12 protein-coding genes and 3 tRNA genes are annotated in these 19,382 nt (G+C 35.5%); 5 read left to right on the plus strand and 10 right to left on the minus strand.

Going from position 1 to position 19,382, the window contains the following annotated elements; genetic code table 11:
- Window position 1: 1 nt before the first annotated feature.
- Entirely contained in the window at window positions 2–1,084 is a 1,083-nt protein-coding gene (gcvT, locus tag AACZ92_RS01790) for a glycine cleavage system aminomethyltransferase GcvT (RefSeq protein ID WP_339696352.1), read from the minus strand.
- Window positions 1,085–1,249: 165 nt separating this feature from the next.
- Here gcvT and AACZ92_RS01795 point away from each other — a divergent pair, with 165 nt between their 5' ends.
- A complete protein-coding gene (locus AACZ92_RS01795; protein WP_339696355.1) occupies window positions 1,250–2,782 on the plus strand; it encodes an NAD(P)H-hydrate dehydratase in 1,533 nt (510 codons plus the stop codon).
- A gap of 53 nt (window positions 2,783–2,835) precedes the next feature.
- Here AACZ92_RS01795 and AACZ92_RS01800 read toward each other — a convergent pair whose 3' ends face one another.
- A complete protein-coding gene (locus AACZ92_RS01800) occupies window positions 2,836–4,536 on the minus strand; it encodes a T9SS type A sorting domain-containing protein (RefSeq protein ID WP_339696358.1) in 1,701 nt (566 codons plus the stop codon).
- Window positions 4,537–4,895: 359 nt separating this feature from the next.
- Between AACZ92_RS01800 and hutH the strand changes: the two genes are divergently transcribed.
- A complete protein-coding gene (gene hutH / locus AACZ92_RS01805) occupies window positions 4,896–6,407 on the plus strand; it encodes a histidine ammonia-lyase (protein WP_339696361.1) in 1,512 nt (503 codons plus the stop codon).
- 1 nt (window position 6,408) lies between these two features.
- Here the strand turns inward: hutH and AACZ92_RS01810 are convergent, their stop codons facing one another.
- Complete coding sequence (locus AACZ92_RS01810) at window positions 6,409–6,786, minus strand: hypothetical protein (RefSeq protein WP_339696364.1); 378 nt, start codon at window positions 6,784–6,786, stop codon at window positions 6,409–6,411.
- Between the two features lie 82 nt (window positions 6,787–6,868).
- Window positions 6,869–9,421, minus strand: a complete 2,553-nt coding sequence (locus AACZ92_RS01815; RefSeq protein WP_339696367.1) for an ATP-dependent Clp protease ATP-binding subunit — start codon at window positions 9,419–9,421, stop codon at window positions 6,869–6,871.
- 259 nt (window positions 9,422–9,680) lie between these two features.
- Here AACZ92_RS01815 and gyrA point away from each other — a divergent pair, with 259 nt between their 5' ends.
- Window positions 9,681–12,227 (plus strand): DNA gyrase subunit A, encoded by a 2,547-nt coding sequence (gene gyrA / locus AACZ92_RS01820; RefSeq protein WP_339696370.1) that lies wholly within the window; start codon window positions 9,681–9,683, stop codon window positions 12,225–12,227.
- A 12-nt stretch (window positions 12,228–12,239) separates the two neighbouring features.
- Window positions 12,240–13,505 carry a tetratricopeptide repeat protein gene (locus AACZ92_RS01825; RefSeq protein ID WP_339696373.1) on the plus strand — a complete coding sequence of 422 codons (1,266 nt, stop codon included), beginning with the start codon at window positions 12,240–12,242 and terminating at the stop codon, window positions 13,503–13,505.
- A gap of 62 nt (window positions 13,506–13,567) precedes the next feature.
- Here AACZ92_RS01825 and AACZ92_RS01830 read toward each other — a convergent pair whose 3' ends face one another.
- Window positions 13,568–14,317: a C40 family peptidase gene (locus AACZ92_RS01830; protein ID WP_339696376.1), complete on the minus strand. Its 750-nt coding sequence runs from the start codon at window positions 14,315–14,317 to the stop codon at window positions 13,568–13,570.
- A gap of 34 nt (window positions 14,318–14,351) precedes the next feature.
- The gene (locus AACZ92_RS01835) at window positions 14,352–15,530 is read right to left on the minus strand and encodes an acetyl-CoA C-acyltransferase (RefSeq protein WP_339696379.1); all 1,179 of its coding nucleotides are present in this window, start codon (window positions 15,528–15,530) and stop codon (window positions 14,352–14,354) included.
- A gap of 164 nt (window positions 15,531–15,694) precedes the next feature.
- On the opposite strand from AACZ92_RS01835, the gene AACZ92_RS01840 reads away from it, so the two are divergent.
- Complete coding sequence (locus AACZ92_RS01840; RefSeq protein WP_339696382.1) at window positions 15,695–17,740, plus strand: HDIG domain-containing metalloprotein; 2,046 nt, start codon at window positions 15,695–15,697, stop codon at window positions 17,738–17,740.
- A 70-nt stretch (window positions 17,741–17,810) separates the two neighbouring features.
- Here the strand turns inward: AACZ92_RS01840 and AACZ92_RS01845 are convergent.
- The 4 genes from AACZ92_RS01845 to AACZ92_RS01860 all read right to left on the minus strand — a co-directional run bounded on the left by AACZ92_RS01845 (window position 17,811) and on the right by AACZ92_RS01860 (window position 19,308).
- A tRNA-Arg gene (locus tag AACZ92_RS01845) sits at window positions 17,811–17,884 on the minus strand.
- Between the two features lie 49 nt (window positions 17,885–17,933).
- A tRNA-Pro gene (locus AACZ92_RS01850) sits at window positions 17,934–18,008 on the minus strand.
- An 86-nt stretch (window positions 18,009–18,094) separates the two neighbouring features.
- Window positions 18,095–18,181, minus strand: a tRNA-Ser gene (locus AACZ92_RS01855).
- A 131-nt stretch (window positions 18,182–18,312) separates the two neighbouring features.
- On the minus strand, window positions 18,313–19,308 hold the full coding sequence (locus AACZ92_RS01860; protein ID WP_339696385.1) for a class I SAM-dependent methyltransferase: 996 nt from the start codon (window positions 19,306–19,308) through the stop codon (window positions 18,313–18,315).
- Window positions 19,309–19,382 lie beyond the last annotated feature (74 nt).

Consider the following 19,382-nt stretch of genomic DNA (forward strand, 5'->3'; position numbering starts at 1 on the left):
ATTATTTTTTGTAAAATGGAGGCCTTACGATTGTTGCAGGAACAGCTTTTTTACGTATTTGAATAAAAATTTCGGTTCCTAATTTACTATGCTCTTTCCCAACGTAGCCTAAACCAATCCCTTTATTTAAGGAAGGTGACATAGTTCCGCTAGTTACGTGTCCTATTTTTACACCTTCAGCATCTACAATATCGTATCCTTGACGAGGAATACCACGTTCGGTAAGTTCAAACCCAATGAGTTTTCGGGTAATACCTTCTTCTTTTTGTTTTTGTAATGCTTCTTTGTTGATAAAATCGTGGTTAAATTTTGTAATCCACCCCAAACCAGCTTCAATTGGAGAAGTAGTATCATCTATATCGTTTCCGTAAAGACAAAAGCCCATTTCTAAACGAAGTGTATCTCTAGCAGCTAAGCCTGTAGGTTTAATGCCAAAATCGGCGCCAGCCTCCATTACTTGCTCCCAAATTTGTTCTACCTCAGTGTTTTTGCAGTAAATTTCAAAACCACCGCTCCCTGTATAACCAGTTGCACTGATAATTACGTGCTCAATACCTCCGAAATCTGAAACTTTAAAATTGTAAAAATTGATAGCACTTAAATCTTCCGAAGTTATCGACTGCATAGCTTCAATAGCTTTTGGTCCTTGAATGGCAAGTAGGGAATAATCTTCTGAAATATCCCGTAACTCAGCATTCATCGTATTATGCGAAGAGATCCAATCCCAATCCTTTTGAATGTTTGAAGCGTTTACCACTAATAACCATTTTTCAGCATTAAAACGATAAATAATCAAATCGTCAACAATACCGCCAGTAGCATTAGGCATACAGGTATACTGTGCTTGTTCATCAACCAATTTTGAAGCATCGTTAGACCCAATTTTTTGAATGAGTTCTAACGCATTTGGTCCAGTAACTAAAAACTCGCCCATATGCGAAACATCGAAAACCCCTAGATTATTACGTACGTTTTCGTGTTCAATGGTAACGCCTTCGTATGAAACTGGCATATTGTAACCTGCAAAAGGAACCATTTTAGCCCCTAATTGCTCATGTATGTGTGAAAGTGCAGTGTTTTTCATTGTAAAAAGTTCTTTTCGCAAATGTATTACAATCTACAAAGGTAACGAAGAGTTTAGTTGTATGTTTTCAACATTTTAGTCTTTAAATCGATTCGGAATCTCTTGCTGTTATTGACACAATGAGTACCTTTACTAAAAAGAAAAACTTCAAAATAAATAAATTCCGTGAAAATATTTTCAGCCAAACAACTAAGCGAAGCCGATAAAGTAACTACCGAAAAACACGATATTTCTTCATTAGATTTAATGGAACACGCCGGAACACAAGTGTTCAACTGGTTGCACCAACGTTTACAAGGCGCTACCGTTCCTATCCATATTTTTTGTGGCATTGGAAACAACGGTGGTGATGGTCTTGTAGTTGGTAGATTACTTATTGAAAAAGGCTACAACGTACATATATATATCGCCAATTTTACCGATAAACGCTCTAAATGCTTTTTAATAAATTATGATCGCATTAAAGAAACAACTAAAAAATGGCCGTTGTTAATGACTTCGGAAAAAGATTTTCCTGAAATAAACGACCAAGATATCATTATTGATGCTTTGTTTGGTATTGGACTTAACCGTCCGCCACAAGGTTGGTTAAAACCACTAATACAACACATAAATGCAAGTAAAGCGTTTACTTTGGCTATCGATATTCCAAGCGGACTCTACGCCAACCAGGCTCTGGAAGATGAAGAATCTGTAATAAAAGCAAATCATACATTAACTTTTCAAGCACCTAAGCTATCTTTCTTTTTGCCCGAAACAGGAAAGTTTGTACCTTTTTTCGATATTATTGATATTGGTCTAGATCCAGAACATCTGCATAAAATTGAACCGTTGGCCCAATTAATAGGAAAACAACAAGCGCAACAGTTTTACAAGCCCCGACAGGCTTTTGACCATAAAGGTACTTACGGTCATTCTTTAATCGTCGCTGGAAGCTATGGGAAAATAGGAGCCGCTGTATTGAGTGCAAAAGCTGCTTTTAGAACTGGAGCTGGATTAGTTACGGTTTTTGTACCAGAATGTGGTTACGATATTGTACAGACTGCTTTGCCCGAAGCGATGACGCTTAGCGATAAAGAAGACGATTTAATAACTGATATTTCCTATGAAATAGAACCATCTGCCATCGGCATTGGAATGGGCATTGGGACACAGCCTGAAACAGTTTCCGCTTTGGAAACACTATTTAAAAACGCCAAATCTCCAATGGTGATTGACGCCGATGCGTTAAATTGTATTTCAGAAAATAAAAACTTGCTTAAAGTACTTCCGAAGCATGCTATTTTAACCCCACACCCAGGAGAATTGGAACGCTTAATAGGGGAGTGGACCGACGATTACGATAAACTGAAAAAAGCTAAGACCTTTTCAAAAAAACATGAAATAGTGTTATTGATCAAAGGTGCACACACTGCCGTAATTTATGATAACAACCTATATATAAACACCACAGGGAATCCTGGAATGGCAACTGCTGGTAGCGGTGATGCTTTAAGTGGCGTACTTACAGGTTTGTTATCGCAAGGCTACGATCCATTATTAGCAACGGTTTTTGGAGTTTATGTACACGGAACTGCTGGTGCAATAGCTTCGCAGACTATGGGTTACGAAGCTGTAATGGCTACAGATATCATAGAAAATTTAGGCAATGCTTATATGAGTTTATTTGAGCAGCCGGAATCAGAAAGAAAAAGTTAAAAAAAAGCTGCCAAAACTGGCAGCTTTTTTTAATATGAAAGTTTAGTCCCTTTTTATCTCGCTATGATAAACTTTTTGGTAGAAACAGAATTATTATCAGTGAATTTAATAAAATAGGTTCCATTTTGTAGTGCTGAAACTTTCAATTGTTCATTTATAGCTATATTATCCTTAGATGCAACTAGCTTTCCAAGTACATCATATACTTTTAAAGAAGTACTCTCTGCATTTTTAATATTTAAAATGTCATTAGCAGGATTAGGATAAATACTTACCTTACTAAGGTTGTTTTCATCATTAACCCCTAGTACACCATTAGATTGAAAGTTAATAATAACTTCATCTTCAAAATCTCCAGTTGTGCTGTATACAGTATTCCCATCTGAGTCAATTAAGTCAACTATTGTCCCTCCATCATTACCAGAATCTAAAAGTAAAAAAGAGTAACAGTCTTCTAATGGTAAATCAAACCTTAGGTTTACAGTAGTGTTATTTTGGTAAGGACCACCAGCATAGATAACGGTACCGTCTGGCTCTCTAATCCGCCATTTACATTGTGGTCCGTTATTATCAGTTGTTAGTTCCATAAATACAGTTCCTGTACTATTGGGAGCATCTTCAAAATTCACCTCACTCTCATTGTTTGAGTTGTCTTCATCTGAAGGAAGTGAAATGGCAAGGGTGTTGTTGTCTTGAATATCAAATGTAATTTCTGGTAACTCGATTGTTTCGCTGTATAAGGATTCAAGGTTTCCTGTCCAAGTATATGTATTTACATCACCATTTAAAACATATTCAATATCTAATGAAGTAACAGTTTCTTGTCCATTATTCATTATTTCAATAACAGGTGTAATACTACTGCTTCCAGTACAGGGTACTGTTATATCATCAATACTTTCAAGTACTACATCATTATTATTATCAATACCTGTGTAGGTGGGTAATGCTCCACTACCGCTTATTATTTCCTGTTGTGTTTCAGAAATGAAAGCAACAACTTCCATATCTAAAATTTCAGTAGGAATGTCATTATAATCTGCTGGAATAGTATAGGTAAATGTTTCATCTATAAAAGATCCTTCAGTGGTAGTGTTTATCTCGACACCCCATTGCCCAGTTATCATATGTACAAGCCTGTGCATATGTACATACTCATCTCCCTGACCTCCACCAGTTTGTGGCCCCAAAGTATTGTTTTGCAACAAGGCAACATTCAATAAATTAGAGGTTTCTGGACTATCGCCTGTGTAATATGCTTCAACGTGAACTGTTATTTCATTATTTTGAACATTAATGGAAGTTTCAACACCAACGTTTACATAAGACGGCTCTCCCAACGTCGTATTGCTGGTAGTGTTCCAAGTACCTCTTCCCTGTGCTGTTGCACCTGCAGGGGACCCGTTCATTTCGAATCCAGGGAAATTATGACGGTTTACCGTACCAGAAGGGTAGCCAGCCAATTGTGATTGATTTGCAATAGCATCACCAAAAGGTGTTCTAAAGTCTGGTTGACCTGCTGAAGGAATAGCAAAACCACCAGTATGGATATTGATTAAAAAAACATCGCCTGGATTATTGTCTTGTAGCGTTTGGGCTATTTGATGACCCTGAGGACAAAAAACACATTTGATACCTGTGAACTCTTCTAAAATTACGTTTTTGTTTTCTGGAGACGTACCAACAATAGTTTGCCCGCACATACTCAAAACTGAAAAAACGCATACTAATAAAGCAAGTAGATTTTTAAGCATAGTTGTATAATATTTAGTTATTAATATTTTAAGTTAATATTAACAAATATATAGTAAATTTAATTGTTAAAGAAATAAAACTGTACAATTATCACACTGATAAACAACGGTTTAACCTATAGAAATAGTATGGTATTAGCTTTTAAAAGCACTTGATTTTTAAGTGTTTATAATTTTACATATGTTTTTTTAATAAAAATGAAGTAACTATAATTTTTCTAATAAAAATTTAAATATTCTTTAACTGAGTGTTTCTATATAATGCAGCATAATAAAAATTAATTTACTTCCTTTTATTAAAGTAACCACTAAAATACTTCAGTAAATTACTATTTTTGCAGAAAATAACCCACTCATTTATGCAAGAAACACATTATATAAGCAGTGAATTGTTAGACTTATCAACTATTCAAGATATAATAACTACTAATAAACAGCTTGATCTTTCAGACGAGGCGTTATTGAACATAAAAAAATCTAAAGAATACCTTACTTCTAAAATAGAGAACAACGACAAACCTATTTATGGTATCAATACCGGTTTTGGCTCCTTGTGTAATGTGGAAATTTCTAATGAAAACCTTTCCAAGCTACAAGAGAATCTAGTGATGTCTCACGCTTGTGGTACGGGTGATTATGTGCCAAAACCTATTATAAAATTGATGCTGTTGTTAAAAATACAATCGTTAAGCTACGGGTATAGCGGTGTGCAATTACAAACTGTCGAGCGACTTATTCTTTTTTATAATGAAAATATTCTACCGGTAATTTATACTCAAGGAAGCCTTGGTGCGTCAGGTGATTTGGCACCATTAGCTCATTTGGCTTTACCACTTTTGGGCAAAGGAGAGGTATATTATAAAGATGAACGTGTTCCTTCAGAAGAAATATTAAAAAAATTAGATCTTAAACCTATAGTCCTTGAAGCAAAAGAAGGGTTAGCATTATTAAACGGAACTCAGTTTATGAGCGCCTATGGTGTTCATCTTTTATTAAAAAGCTATAAACTTTCGTATTTGGCCGATATGATTGGATCACTTTCAGTTGATGCGTTTGATTGCAATATGAGCCCTTTTGATCCTTTAGTGCATTTGGTAAGACCTCATACCGGTCAAATAAAAACAGCAGAACGGGTACGGGAGTTTTTGGAAGAAAGCGAATTAGGGAAGAGCGAGAAGAAGAACGTGCAGGATCCGTATTCCTTTCGATGTATTCCACAAGTTCACGGAGCTACAAAAGACACCCTAAAATTTGTACACAAAACCTTTAAAACTGAAATAAACTCGGTAACAGATAATCCTAATATTTTTATAAATGATGATAAAATAATTTCTGGCGGAAACTTTCACGGACAACCATTAGCATTGGCATTAGATTACCTGAGTATCGCATTTGCTGAACTAGGGAATATTAGTGAGCGCCGTACATACCAATTGGTTTCTGGTTTACGCGGACTTCCAGATTTTTTAGTAAACAATCCAGGATTAAACAGTGGTTTTATGATTCCGCAATACACGGCCGCAAGTATTGTGAGCCAAAACAAGCAATTGGCAACTCCAGCATCAGTAGATTCTATTGTTTCTTCTAACGGACAAGAAGATCATGTGAGTATGGGAGCGAATGCCGCCACAAAAGCATTACGCGTAATCGATAATATTGAAACGGTTCTTGCTATTGAGCTACTTAATGCTTCGCAAGCTATTGAATTTAGAAGACCGAAAAAAACCTCACCGTTATTAGAATCTTTATTAGAATCATTCAGAAAAACGGCTCCATTTGTTGAAGAGGATAGAGTGTTGGCAAATGATATTCATGCTTCTGTAGCCTTTTTACAAAGTTTTACTATTGATAAAGACTTATTATTTAGCTAATTTATACTGTTGATTTTTCAACAATTGAATTTATCCAACCAGTAGCTTCTTTCATAGTTTTAAAATGTTGGAATGGTTTTTTTAAGAAAATTTTCTCAACCTCGGTAGTAGAGGCTTTAATATCTTCTGGTGATACAACCGCAAAAGCCACCAAATTTTCAATTTTTGAGGTTTCAAAATAAACTCTTGGATCTACTGAATATGAATTTACCCTTTTTGTTATATACCCGAAGTTTTTATTGACATAATATTTTGTTGCAACATTCAATAAAATATCATTGTATTCTGGTTTTACAGTAATACCTTCATTCATTTCAAAAATTATATAATTTTCGTGAATTTCTGCTATCCCAAAATGATATGTCAGTTTTGTTATCATAAAAAAGAAGTTAAATAAAGATACAAAAAAAATACCGTGCCTACCCTAACTCAATAAACACGGTATCTAAATTCTAATTAAATTAAGATTCTGTTGTTTTCTTTTGCTTTTTAATCTTAATGGTTAATTCTTCTTTTTTATCATCAAAATCCATCGTGATGCGATCTCCTTCTTTAAGGTTTGAATTAATAATTTCTTCGGCTAAAGCATCTTCAATATACTTTTGTATAGCCCTTTTAAGGGGTCTAGCACCATATTCTTTATCAAATCCTTTGTCAGCTATATAATCCTTTGCTTTTTTCGTTAGTGTTAAATTATAGCCTATATCTGTAATACGGACAAAAAGTTTCTCTAATTCAATATCAATAATTTTATGGATATCTTCTTTATCTAGAGCATTAAACACCATAACATCGTCAACACGGTTCAAAAATTCTGGAGCAAAAGCCTTTTTTAAAGCATTTTGTATAATACTCTTTGCATTTGCATCTGCTTGATTTTCTCTTGCTGCAGTACCAAAACCGACACCTTGTCCAAAGTCTTTCAACTTACGAGCTCCAATATTAGAGGTCATAATTATTATCGTATTTCTGAAATCGATCTTACGTCCTAAACTGTCTGTTAAATAGCCGTCATCTAATACTTGAAGCAACATATTGAATACATCTGGGTGGGCTTTTTCAATTTCATCTAACAATACAACAGCGTAAGGTTTGCGGCGTATTTTTTCAGTTAACTGACCTCCTTCTTCATATCCAACATAACCTGGAGGTGCTCCAATAAGACGAGATACGGAGAATTTTTCCATATACTCGCTCATATCGATACGAACCAATGCATTTTCTGAATCAAACAACTCATTTGCTAACACCTTGGCTAATTGGGTTTTACCAACACCTGTTTGTCCTAAGAAAATAAACGAGCCAATAGGTTTGTTTGGATCTTTTAAACCAGCACGGTTACGTTGAATAGCCTTAACTACTTTACCAACAGCTTCATCCTGACCAATTACCTTTCCTTTAATTCGGTCGGGTAGGGCAGCTAATTTATTGCTTTCAGTTTGCGCAATACGACTTACAGGAATACCTGTCATCATAGAAACCACTTCAGCTACATTTTCTTCGTCTACAGTTTCCTTATGGAGTTTAGATTCATTTTCCCATATCTCTTGCTCGGTAGCTAAATCTTTCTCTAAAGTTTTTTCATCATCACGCAGCTTGGCCGCTTCTTCGTATTTCTGCTTTTTGACTACTGAATTTTTCAGCTCTCTAACTTCTTCAAGTTTTGCTTCAATTTTCAGTATTTTTTCTGGCACATTAATATTAGTTATGTGCACGCGAGAACCTGCTTCATCTAAAGCATCAATAGCCTTGTCTGGAAGAAAGCGTTCAGTCATATACCTATTAGTTAATTTTACACAAGCTTCTAAGGCTTCATCTGTATAATTTACATTATGGTGTAACTCATATTTATCTTTAATGTTTTTTAGAATCTCTAAAGTTTCATCAATACTCGTAGGTTCAACTATTACTTTCTGAAAACGTCGCTCTAAAGCACCGTCTTTTTCAATATGTTGACGATATTCATCTAAGGTAGTAGCACCAATACATTGAATTTCTCCACGTGCTAACGCCGGTTTAAACATGTTTGAAGCATCTAATGATCCAGTAGCACCACCAGCACCTACAATAGTGTGAATTTCATCAATAAAAAGTATAATATCGTCGTTCTTTTCAAGCTCGTTCATAACGGCTTTCATACGTTCTTCAAACTGACCGCGGTATTTTGTACCGGCCACCAAGCTTGCTAAATCTAAAGTAACAACCCGTTTATCATATAAAATTCGAGAAACTTTACGTTGAATAATACGTAATGCTAAGCCTTCAGCTATGGCACTTTTACCAACGCCAGGTTCTCCAATTAACAGAGGATTGTTCTTTTTTCTTCTACTTAATATTTGTGATACCCGTTGTATTTCGTTTTCACGACCTACAACTGGGTCTAATTTATCATCTTCGGCCATCGCCGTTAAATCTCTACCAAAATTATCTAAAACTGGAGTTTTAGACTTTTTATTCCCTTTGGTACCGCCACCTGTGAAAAGGTTTTCTTTGCCACCACCAGCTGCAGAAGCATCATCGTCACTAGGAAATGATTCTGCACTTGGTCTGTCTATAAAATCTTCATCGTTTGCCATCATTAATTTAAATTGATCTTTAACGCCGTCATAATCTACCTTCATCTTAATTAACAACTTGGTAGTTGGATCGTTCTCATTGCGTAAAATACACAACAATAAATGAGCGGTATTAATTGAGGAACTCTGAAAAAGTTTCGCTTCTAAAAAAGTCGTCTTTAAAGCTCGCTCTGCTTGACGGGTTAAATGTAAGTTCTTTTTATCGTTTGTATTGCTTTCGGTATTTGGGTTTGCTGGGCTTAATATCTCAACCTTTCTTCTTAGGTGGTTTAAATCTATATCCAGTGCACTTAAAATAGAAACAGCCTTACCATTGCCATCACGTAATAAACCTAACATTAAATGTTCTGTGCCTATAAAATCATGACCCAATCGTAATGCTTCTTCTTTACTGTAAGCAATTACATCTTTTACTCTCGGTGAAAAATTATCATCCATATATCTAAATTCCTTATACTTCTAAAAATACTAAATTACCCTTAGTACGACAAATATTATACCTTATTTAAGAGTGTAGTAGTAAAAGGACAAAAAAACTTACTAATATCAAAGGTTAGGTTGGTATAGTTATTAACTATTTTTACTGTGAAATATGTTAATAAAATAGTGAATAATAGCTTTCAAAATCCTTCTAAAAAGCTTGGAAATAGTGTATATTGCTCGTTAAGATTAAAAGTAAAATTAAACTATATATTTTATGGCGGAAGGTGAAAAGTTAATTCCCATAAACATTGAAGATGAGATGAAATCGGCCTACATTGACTATTCAATGTCGGTCATTGTGTCACGTGCATTACCTGATGTTCGTGATGGGATGAAGCCTGTACACAGAAGGGTTTTATTTGGTATGCACGAATTAGGAGTTCGAGCTACTGGATCTCATAAAAAATCAGCAAGAATAGTTGGTGAAGTTCTTGGTAAGTATCACCCACACGGTGATACATCAGTTTACGATGCTATGGTACGTATGGCTCAAGAGTGGAGTTTGCGCTATATGCTAGTAGATGGACAAGGTAACTTTGGTTCTATTGATGGTGATAGCCCGGCAGCAATGCGTTATACAGAAGCACGTATGCGGAAGATTTCCGAAGATATGCTAGCCGATATTGACAAAGAGACTGTAGACCATCAATTAAACTTTGATGATACGTTAGAAGAACCAACCGTTTTACCTACGCGTGTTCCTGGGTTATTGATTAACGGTGCTTCGGGTATTGCAGTAGGGATGGCAACCAATATGCCTCCCCATAACTTAACTGAAGTTGTTGACGGAACCATCGCTTATATCGAAGATAATGATATCGATATCGATGGGCTTATGCAACACGTAAAAGCTCCTGATTTTCCTACAGGCGGAATTATTTACGGATATGAAGGTGTTAAGGAAGCATTTCACACAGGCCGTGGGCGAGTGGTTATGCGTGGAAAAGCTGGTTTTGAAGAAGTAAATGGTCGTGAATGTATCGTTGTTACTGAAATACCGTATCAGGTTAACAAGGCACATATGATTAAGAAAACTGCCGATCTTGTTAACGAAAAGAAAATTGAAGGTATTTCAAACATTCGGGATGAGTCTGACCGAAACGGAATGCGTATCGTATATATACTAAAGCGTGACGCCATTCCTAATATAGTATTAAATATGCTATATAAATATACAGCACTTCAGTCTAGTTTTAGTGTAAACAATATTGCACTGGTTAAAGGTCGACCAGAATTATTAAACTTAAAACAGTTAATTCAATATTTTGTAGAACACCGTCATGAAGTGGTGGTTCGCCGTACAGAATATTTACTTCGCAAAGCCGAAGAACGAGCACATATACTCGAAGGTCTAATCATTGCTTCAGATAATATAGATGAAGTAATTGCATTAATCAGGTCTTCTTCAAATACGGAAGAAGCCCGTCAAAAATTAATTGACAGGTTTGAGTTAACCGAAATTCAAGCCAAGGCCATTGTTGAAATGCGCTTACGTCAGTTAACAGGACTGGAGCAAGATAAGCTTCGTTCTGAATACGATGAATTAATGAAAACCATTGAAGGCTATAGAGAAATTCTTGGAAATGAAGACCGCCGAATGGAAATCATTAAGGAAGAACTTGAAGAAATTCGTGAAAAATACGGTGATGAGCGTCGTTCAGTAATTGAATATGCTGGTGGTGATGTAAGTATTACCGACTTAATTCCTGATGAGCAAGTTGTTATTACAGTTTCTCATGCAGGTTACATTAAGCGAACTTCTTTAACTGAATATAAGCGTCAAAACAGAGGAGGAGTAGGCTCTAAAGCCTCTAACACTCGTAACGAAGACTTCTTAGAAGATCTTTTTGTTGGTACCAACCACCAATATATGTTGTTCTTTACTCAAAAAGGTAAATGTTATTGGATGCGTGTTTTTGAAATTCCAGAAGGAAGTAGACAATCTAAAGGACGCGCCATTCAAAACTTGATTAATATTGAGCCAGACGATAAACTGAAAGCTTTTATTTGTACAGAAGATCTCAAGGATGAAGAGTACATTAATAGTCGCTATGTCATAATGGCAACAAAAAAAGGACAGGTTAAGAAAACTTCTCTAGAACAATATTCAAGACCACGATCTAACGGTATTAACGCTATTACCATCAAAGAAGGTGACGAATTGATAGAAGCAAAATTAACCAGAGGTGATAGCCATGTGATGTTAGCGGTTAAGTCTGGTAAAGCCATTCGTTTTGAGGAAGAGAAAACTAGACCGATGGGCCGTAATGCTTCAGGTGTACGTGGTATCCGTTTAGGCAGCGATGATGATGAAGTAGTAGGAATGGTAGCCATAAACGATGACGAATCTAATATTCTTGTAGTTTCTGAAAAAGGGTATGGTAAACGCTCTAATCTAGATGACTATAGAATAACCAATAGAGGTGGAAAAGGCGTTAAAACCATTAATATTACCGAAAAAACAGGTAAATTAGTGGCAATCAAGAATGTAACGGATAGTGATGGACTAATGATTATTAATAAATCTGGTATTGCTATACGTATGGCAATTGAAAATTTACGAGTAATGGGTCGCGCCACTCAAGGTGTTCGTTTAATAAAAATGCGTGAGGATGATGCTATTGCTGCAGTGGCAAAAGTTAAAAATGAAGATGACGATATGGACAACGAGGATATAGTTTCAGAAGATTCAGCAGAAACTGAAAATGACTCTGGCACCACTCTTGATACTAATGATGAACAAACCGAAAACAACGAATAAAAATTAAAAACAATGAAAAAGCAAATTTTAGTAGCAGGTGCATTAACCATATCTGTTATAGCATTTGGACAAAAAAGAGAAATAAGAAAAGCTGAGCGGGCTTTTGAAGACAAAAATTATACTGAAGCAATTGCAGAATTAAAACAAGCCGAAGCTTCTTTAGCTAATGCTGATGAAGAAGAAAAGGCGCAGTATTATTTGGTAAAATCTGAAGTTTATACAGCAAGTGCTGGTGACGATATAGCCAAAATGAAAACAGCTTCAGAAGCTTATCAAAAAGCAGTTGAGTTAGGCGCTAGGACCGAAGAAGAAGGAAGAATGAGTGCTCTGCAGCAGAATCTTCGTGCAGCTTTAGTTAACAGTGCTATAAAGGATCAAAATTCACAAAATTTTGAGATGGCCTCAGACAAGTTGTACAACAGTTATATGGTAAGCAAGAAAGATACGTCAGATCTTTACTATGCTGCAAGTAATGCTGTTAATGCAAAAAAGTTTGATAAAGCATTGAAATATTACCAAAACTTACTAGATATGGGGTACGATGGTGCTTCAAAAGAGTATGTTGCTACTAATAAAGAAACTGGAGAAGAGAAAACCTTTTCTTCAAAGTCTGAACGTGACCTTATGATTAAGGCAGGTGACTTTATTAAACCAGTTGAAAGAATGACGCAATCTAAAAAAGGTGAAGTTCTTCGTAATATGACCTTAATTTACATTGATAAAGGAGAAGATGAAAAAGCTTCCAAGCTAATGTCAAATGCAAGAAAAGAAAATCCAGATGATACTTCTTTAATGCGTGCTGAAGCTAATATGGCCTACAAGATGGGCGACAAACAACTTTATAGTGAATTAATGCAAAATATTGCTGAATCAGATCCTGATAATCCAGAGGTTTTTTACAATTTAGCAGTTAGTAATGCTGAGATAGGAGAAACTGAAAAAGCTATAGAGTATTATAATAGAGCTATTGAGTTAAAGCCTGACTACGCATCTGCGTTGATAAACCTTGCTGTTTTAAAACTTTCAGAAGAAGAAAGCATTGTAAGTGAAATGAACAACTTAGGAACTTCAAGGGCTGATAATGCTAAATATGAAAAGTTAAAAGAGAAAAGACAGCAAATGTATGCAGACGTAGTCCCTACTTTGGAAAAAGCCAAAGAATTACGTCCAAATGATCCTGAAATTATCAGAACCCTTATGAATATCTATAGTCAACTTGGTGAAGATGCTAAGTTTAAAGAATTGAAAAGTAGGTTAGCTGAGTTGGAAGGCAATTAAAATTTACTGAAACACCAGGTTTCAAGATAAAAAAAGGCACTTTTTTAAAAGTGCCTTTTTTTTTATACAATACGTTTTATAACTCTTAGCTTGTGTGTATGACCACGAACTTCATAATTAAAAATTCCTGTGTGGTCTAATCGATCTATCCTCACTTTTCCGTGCGCGTGAATAATATGATTATCTTCCATAATAATCCCCACGTGAGTTATTAATCCTTCTGCATTATCAAAAAAGGCTAAATCTCCAGGTTCACTTTCTTCTATAAAACTTAAAGCTTCCCCTTGCGTAGCTTGTTGACTGGCATCGCGTAATAACTTGTGGCCATTTAATTTGTATACCATTTGAGTAAAACCACTACAGTCAATACCAAACGGTGTTTTTCCACCCCACATATAAGGACTGTTTAAATAAGTTAACGCAGTATTGGTTAAATTTTCTTTCGGAAGTTTTTCTGAAATAGATTTTCCTTCAAAAGCATGTTTCAGAAAATTACAATTGTTAACCTGACAGCCAATAAAAATGGATAGTAATTGATTTTCTTCAGTAGTGACTATATCAACCAAATCAGTTGCATAAACAGGCTTGTTTTTTCTTAAAGTATTATATTCTTCTTCAGAAATTAAAAGAAACTGTTTATTATCTATCCAACCTTCATAACCGTCAAAATGCAATCGGATCCGGCTCCATTTTTTGCGTTGCTCTAAAACTTTAAAAAGCTCACCATATAATACTTGCGAAACAAGTTCGCTAGCATCTGATGCTTCAATTCGCAACGGAACAACACTTAAGTTACATAAGCCGTATTTCATACTCTTTATAAAATCGAAAGCTCGTTGTGGATATTTATTTTCTTTCGATTACCATAGCAGATGCTCCGCCGCCACCATTACAAATAGCTGCAGCACCTAATTTAGCATCGTTCTGTTTTAATACATTTAATAAAGTAATTAATATTCGAACACCGCTACAACCTAGTGGGTGACCTAAAGAAACGGCACCACCATTCACATTTACATTTGAAGAGTCAAGCCCTAATATTTTCATATTGGCCAATCCTACAACGGCAAAAGCTTCGTTAAATTCAAAATAATCAACGTCATCTTTAGAAACACCCGCTTTATCTAGTGCTTTTGGCAATGCTTTAGAAGGAGCAGTTGTAAACCATTTTGGTTCTTGAGCCGCATCTGCATAACTTTTAATAGTAGCAAGAGGAGTAAAGCCCATCTCTTTAGCTTTATCGGCGCTCATTAGTACCATTGCACCAGCACCATCGTTTATGGTAGAAGCATTAGCTGCCGTTACAGTACCATCTTTACTAAAAGCTGCCCGTAATGATTTGATCTTATCCATCTTTACGTTTTTAAACTCTTCGTCTTGATTTACCATTATTGGTTCTCCACGACGTTGTGGAACTTCAACTGGTACTACTTCGTCATCAAACTTTCCTTCTTCCCATGCTTTAGCAGAACGATTATACGATTCAATAGCAAAATTATCTTGATCTTCTCTAGAAAAATTATGCTCCTTTGCGCATAAGTCTGCACAAACACCCATCGCATTTTGATCATACGCATCAACTAATCCATCTTTTTGCATACCATCAATAAGCGTTGCGGGACCAAATTTTTTCCCATTTCGCATATGTACGTAATGAGGGATATTGCTCATACTTTCCATACCACCAGCAACGATAATATCTGCATCACCAAGAGCGATAGCCTGAGCAGCTTGCATAACAGCTTTCATTCCAGAGGCACATACTTTATTTACAGTTGTACAAGGCACCGTATCTGGAATACCCGCGCTTAAAGCAGCTTGCCGAGCAGGTGCTTGCCCTACACCAGCTTGCACTACATTACCCATAAAAACTTCTTGAACGTTTGAAGGATCTAGCTTAATTTTATTTAATGCTCCTTTAATAGCAGTAGCGCCCAATTGGGTTGCCGTTATTGAAGAAAGACTTCCCATAAAACTTCCTATTGGGGTTCTGGCCGCAGCTACAATTACAACTTCTTTACTCATTATATAACACTTTTTTTATTAAATTTATAAGTACCGCTATTTTTCCTATACAGCAGTAAAGGACTGCGAATTTACGGATTTTATCCTGAAATATCAATCTTTAAGCTACTCGCTTTTGGGATTAGTCAACGGTTATTTATACCTTTACGTATCGAAAAAATTCTATGAATAATATTTTTGCTCTATTTTCAAAAAACCAATCCCTTATTTACAAGGGATTTCTATTTATACTTTCTATAGTCTTGGTGATCTATTTATTACCAAAAGGAGGACAGTTTAAATATAACTTCCAAAAAGGAAAGCCTTGGCAATATGAAAACCTATACGCCCCGTTTAGTTTTACTATAAAAAAAGATGCAAAAACCCTTCAGAAGGAAGGGGAAACAATTAAAGAGAATGCAACACCTTATTTTGATTATGACGCTGAAATAGTAGAGAGGAGTAGAGAGGAATTTATTCAACTATTTAATGACGCTTTTGTTGACAGCCTTTATACTACATCAAAAAATGTAGCTAAAGAGGAAGGCCTTGCTGTTTTTAAAGAAATTTATACCAACGGAATAATTGACGATGTATACCCATATGAAAAAGATAAACTCATCTACTTAAAACGGGGAAACGAAGTAGAGCAGTTGGCATATTCACAGCTTAACAGAAAGGAAGTTATAAAAAGTAAATTAGCAAAGTTAGTTTCTGAAACATCTACAGAAGATGTAAAAGCGTTATTGCAAAAACTTTTAGAACGTGCTGTTATTCCTAATGTTTCTTTAGATACAAAATTAACTGAAGCTTCGATTGCATCTGAGCTAAACGCAATAAACCCGAATAAGGGCGTTGTGGAAAAAGGAGGAAGGATTATAGCAAAAGGGGAAGTGGTTGAAGGGGATACCTACCAAATATTAAATTCTTTAAAAGCAGAATATCAATCACAAGTTTGGAGTAAATCAAATCATTCATGGTTAATAGTAGGGTATATAATTATTGTCTCCCTAGTGTTTTCTATGCTGTTCTTATTTCTGAAAAAATACCGGTTTGATATTTTTAATGACAATACTAAAGTTACTTTTATATTTTTCAATGTCATATTGATGGTGTTCTTAACAACCATTGTTGTAAAACTAGATGCAAAATATGTCTATGTAGTACCCCTCTGTATTTTACCGTTGATATTAAAAGCCTTTTTCGACCCTAGATTAGGACTTTTTGTTCATACCTTAACACTGATGCTCTTAGGGTTCGTCGTGCCCAATAGTTTTGAGTATTTATTCCTTCAGTTAATCGCCGGTATTGTTACTATTTTAACGGTATCTGAACTATATCGTCGCGCCAATCTTTTTATCTCAGTGGGACAGATAACCTTAGTCTATATTATTGGTTATTTTGCTTTTTTTATTCTTCAGGAAGGAAATGTGCAGCTCATAATCTGGGAAAATTTCGGATATTTTATACTCTGCGGCTTAGCGACCTTGTTTGCACATCCATTAATATATTTATATGAAAAAATATTCGGCTTGGTTTCCGATGTTTCCTTGTTAGAACTTAGTGATACCAATACTAAGCTACTAAAAGAACTCTCTAATAAAGCTCCAGGAACCTTTCACCATTCGCTTAACGTAGCCAATTTAGCCGAAGCAGCAGCTAACGAAATCGGTGCCAATGCAATGTTGGTTAGGGTAGGAGCTTTATATCACGATATTGGTAAAATGAAAAACCCAACTTATTTTACCGAAAATCAAGTGAACTCAGTCAATGCGCATCAGGATTTAGACCCAAAAGAGAGTGCTAATATTATTATAGATCATGTTATCAACGGTATTGAAATTGCCCGTAAAAACAACTTGCCCGATCGTGTAATCGATTTTATACGAACCCACCACGGTACAAGTTTGGTATATTATTTCTATATGAAAGAAAAAGAACAGAACGAAGATGCTGATGAAGAGGACTACCGATATCCAGGTCCTATTCCGTTTTCTAAAGAAACTGCAATCTTAATGATGTCTGACAGTGTAGAAGCAGCCAGTAAAAGCTTAAAAGAACCTACATCATCAAAAATAGATACTTTTGTTGAAAAGATAGTTGATGGGCAAATGGCGCAAGGTCAGTTTCTAAATGCCAACATTACATTTAAAGAAATAGAGACCATAAAAAAGGTCTTAAAGAAAAAGCTGAATAATATATACCATCTAAGAGTGGAGTATCCGGAGTAATTTTTGCCTTCCTTCAATTTACTTAACTTATATAAAACAAAAAATCCTCACTAAAAGTGAGGATTCCTTGTGAGCCCGATAGGATTCGAACCTATGACCGCCTCCTTAGAAGGGAGGTGCTCTATCCAGCTGAGCTACGAGCCCGTAGCATTAAAATTAAAAAAAACCGAACATTCTAATGTCCGGTTTTTTGTCGGGGTGGCAGGATTCGAACCTGCGACCTCCTGCTCCCAAAGCAGGCGCGATAACCGGGCTACGCTACACCCCGAAAACAGTTTACATAAAACTGTAATAACTTATAAAATCTAAACTAACCAAAAAAATGTTAGTTTGCAAAATACTGAATTAGTATTGCGGAGAGGAAGGGATTCGAACCCCCGGTACCCGTGAGGGCACAACTCCTTAGCAGGGAGCCCCGATCGACCACTCTGGCACCTCTCCAATATGTTAAGAACGTTTATTTCTTAAATGCGGATGCAAATGTAGGATAACATTCCGTTTTTCACAAACAAAAACTAACCTTTTTTACAATTAGTTTTTAAATTATTGTGGTCTACTATCTTACAAGCTGATTAAATTGAATTTTTTACCTTAGAACAAATCAAAACTACCTTTTTTGAAGGATGAATTGTCGTAAAAAACAAATAAACGTCGCCACCATCTTTAATAGTAAACTTCTTTCGAATCGCGGAAACACTTTCTTGAAAATTACGAGTTGTAATATTTGCCTTTTCAATCTGCTCCTTTTTTAATTCTTTTTTTGAATAGGGGAGTATCTTCTCGATTATAAATCGGCGGCCAGGGAAGTCTCTTAATGCTTCACTGGTGTATAAATGTGTGTTTCTATGCAGTTTTTTAAGTTTAAAGTCTTCAGATATCAAATTAAAGCCTCCGCTTTTTAAAATGGCTGCATTGGGCTCATATAAAAAACGCTTGGGTTCGTCATAAAAAGGTTCTGATGATTTTCCATAAATAAAACTGTAAGTTTCGGTATTCGTTTTCTTAAAATTTTTAGTTATTATTTCTATTTCACCATTATAATCCTTTTTTAAGAGCCATAATAACTCTTTTACCTCATTGTTTACTGCAACAATATGGATTTGAAACACATGTTTTAACTCTTCCAGCCCTGCTGAAATATCCAACATTGGCGCTGTTTTAAGCATTAATAGATCACACGCATTTAATACTTCAGGAAGATGCTGTGGAATATTGGGCTCACAATCATGCAGAAAGAATACTTTTCCTTTTGTTTCGTGCCTTCGGGAGGGGTCTACAAAAATAGTGTCATAGTTTTCCTTTTTAATTGCATCAATTCCATTTTCAGTTTTGCATCTTATATTAGTTGCATGTAATTGTTTAAAGTTATGTGCAGCTATTTTAGATAGAGATTCATTAATTTCAAAGTGTGTCGCTTGTTCAGCTTGTTTTGAAAAATAATAACTATCCACTCCAAAGCCGCCTGTAATATCAGCTATTGTATTTCCCTCAATTAACGATGCTTTATATTCTGCTGTAATTTCAGAAGAAGTTTGCTCTAGGTTTACCTTCTTAGGATAATAAATCATTTCGGTTTTATACCAAGTAGGTAGTTTTTTCTCCGCTTTTTTTCGGCTTTCAATTTGCTCAATTAGCTCTTGAA

The sequence above is a fragment of the uncultured Marixanthomonas sp. genome, from assembly GCF_963974425.1.
Lineage (GTDB): Bacteria > Bacteroidota > Bacteroidia > Flavobacteriales > Flavobacteriaceae > Marixanthomonas.

Bases quoted from the DNA above. Each gene is read 5' to 3' on its own strand.
- AACZ92_RS01800 (WP_339696358.1), bottom strand. From the start codon at position 4,536: ATGCTTAAAAATCTACTTGCTTTATTAGTATGCGTTTTTTCAGTTTTG.
- AACZ92_RS01810 (WP_339696364.1), bottom strand. From the start codon at position 6,786: ATGATAACAAAACTGACATATCATTTTGGGATAGCAGAAATTCACGAA.
- gcvT (WP_339696352.1), bottom strand. From the start codon at position 1,084: ATGAAAAACACTGCACTTTCACACATACATGAGCAATTAGGGGCTAAA.
- AACZ92_RS01830 (WP_339696376.1), bottom strand. From the start codon at position 14,317: ATGAAATACGGCTTATGTAACTTAAGTGTTGTTCCGTTGCGAATTGAA.
- AACZ92_RS01840 (WP_339696382.1), top strand. From the start codon at position 15,695: ATGAATAATATTTTTGCTCTATTTTCAAAAAACCAATCCCTTATTTAC.
- AACZ92_RS01835 (WP_339696379.1), bottom strand. From the start codon at position 15,530: ATGAGTAAAGAAGTTGTAATTGTAGCTGCGGCCAGAACCCCAATAGGA.
- AACZ92_RS01825 (WP_339696373.1), top strand. From the start codon at position 12,240: ATGAAAAAGCAAATTTTAGTAGCAGGTGCATTAACCATATCTGTTATA.
- hutH (WP_339696361.1), top strand. From the start codon at position 4,896: ATGCAAGAAACACATTATATAAGCAGTGAATTGTTAGACTTATCAACT.
- AACZ92_RS01815 (WP_339696367.1), bottom strand. From the start codon at position 9,421: ATGGATGATAATTTTTCACCGAGAGTAAAAGATGTAATTGCTTACAGT.
- gyrA (WP_339696370.1), top strand. From the start codon at position 9,681: ATGGCGGAAGGTGAAAAGTTAATTCCCATAAACATTGAAGATGAGATG.
- AACZ92_RS01860 (WP_339696385.1), bottom strand. From the start codon at position 19,308: ATGATTTATTATCCTAAGAAGGTAAACCTAGAGCAAACTTCTTCTGAA.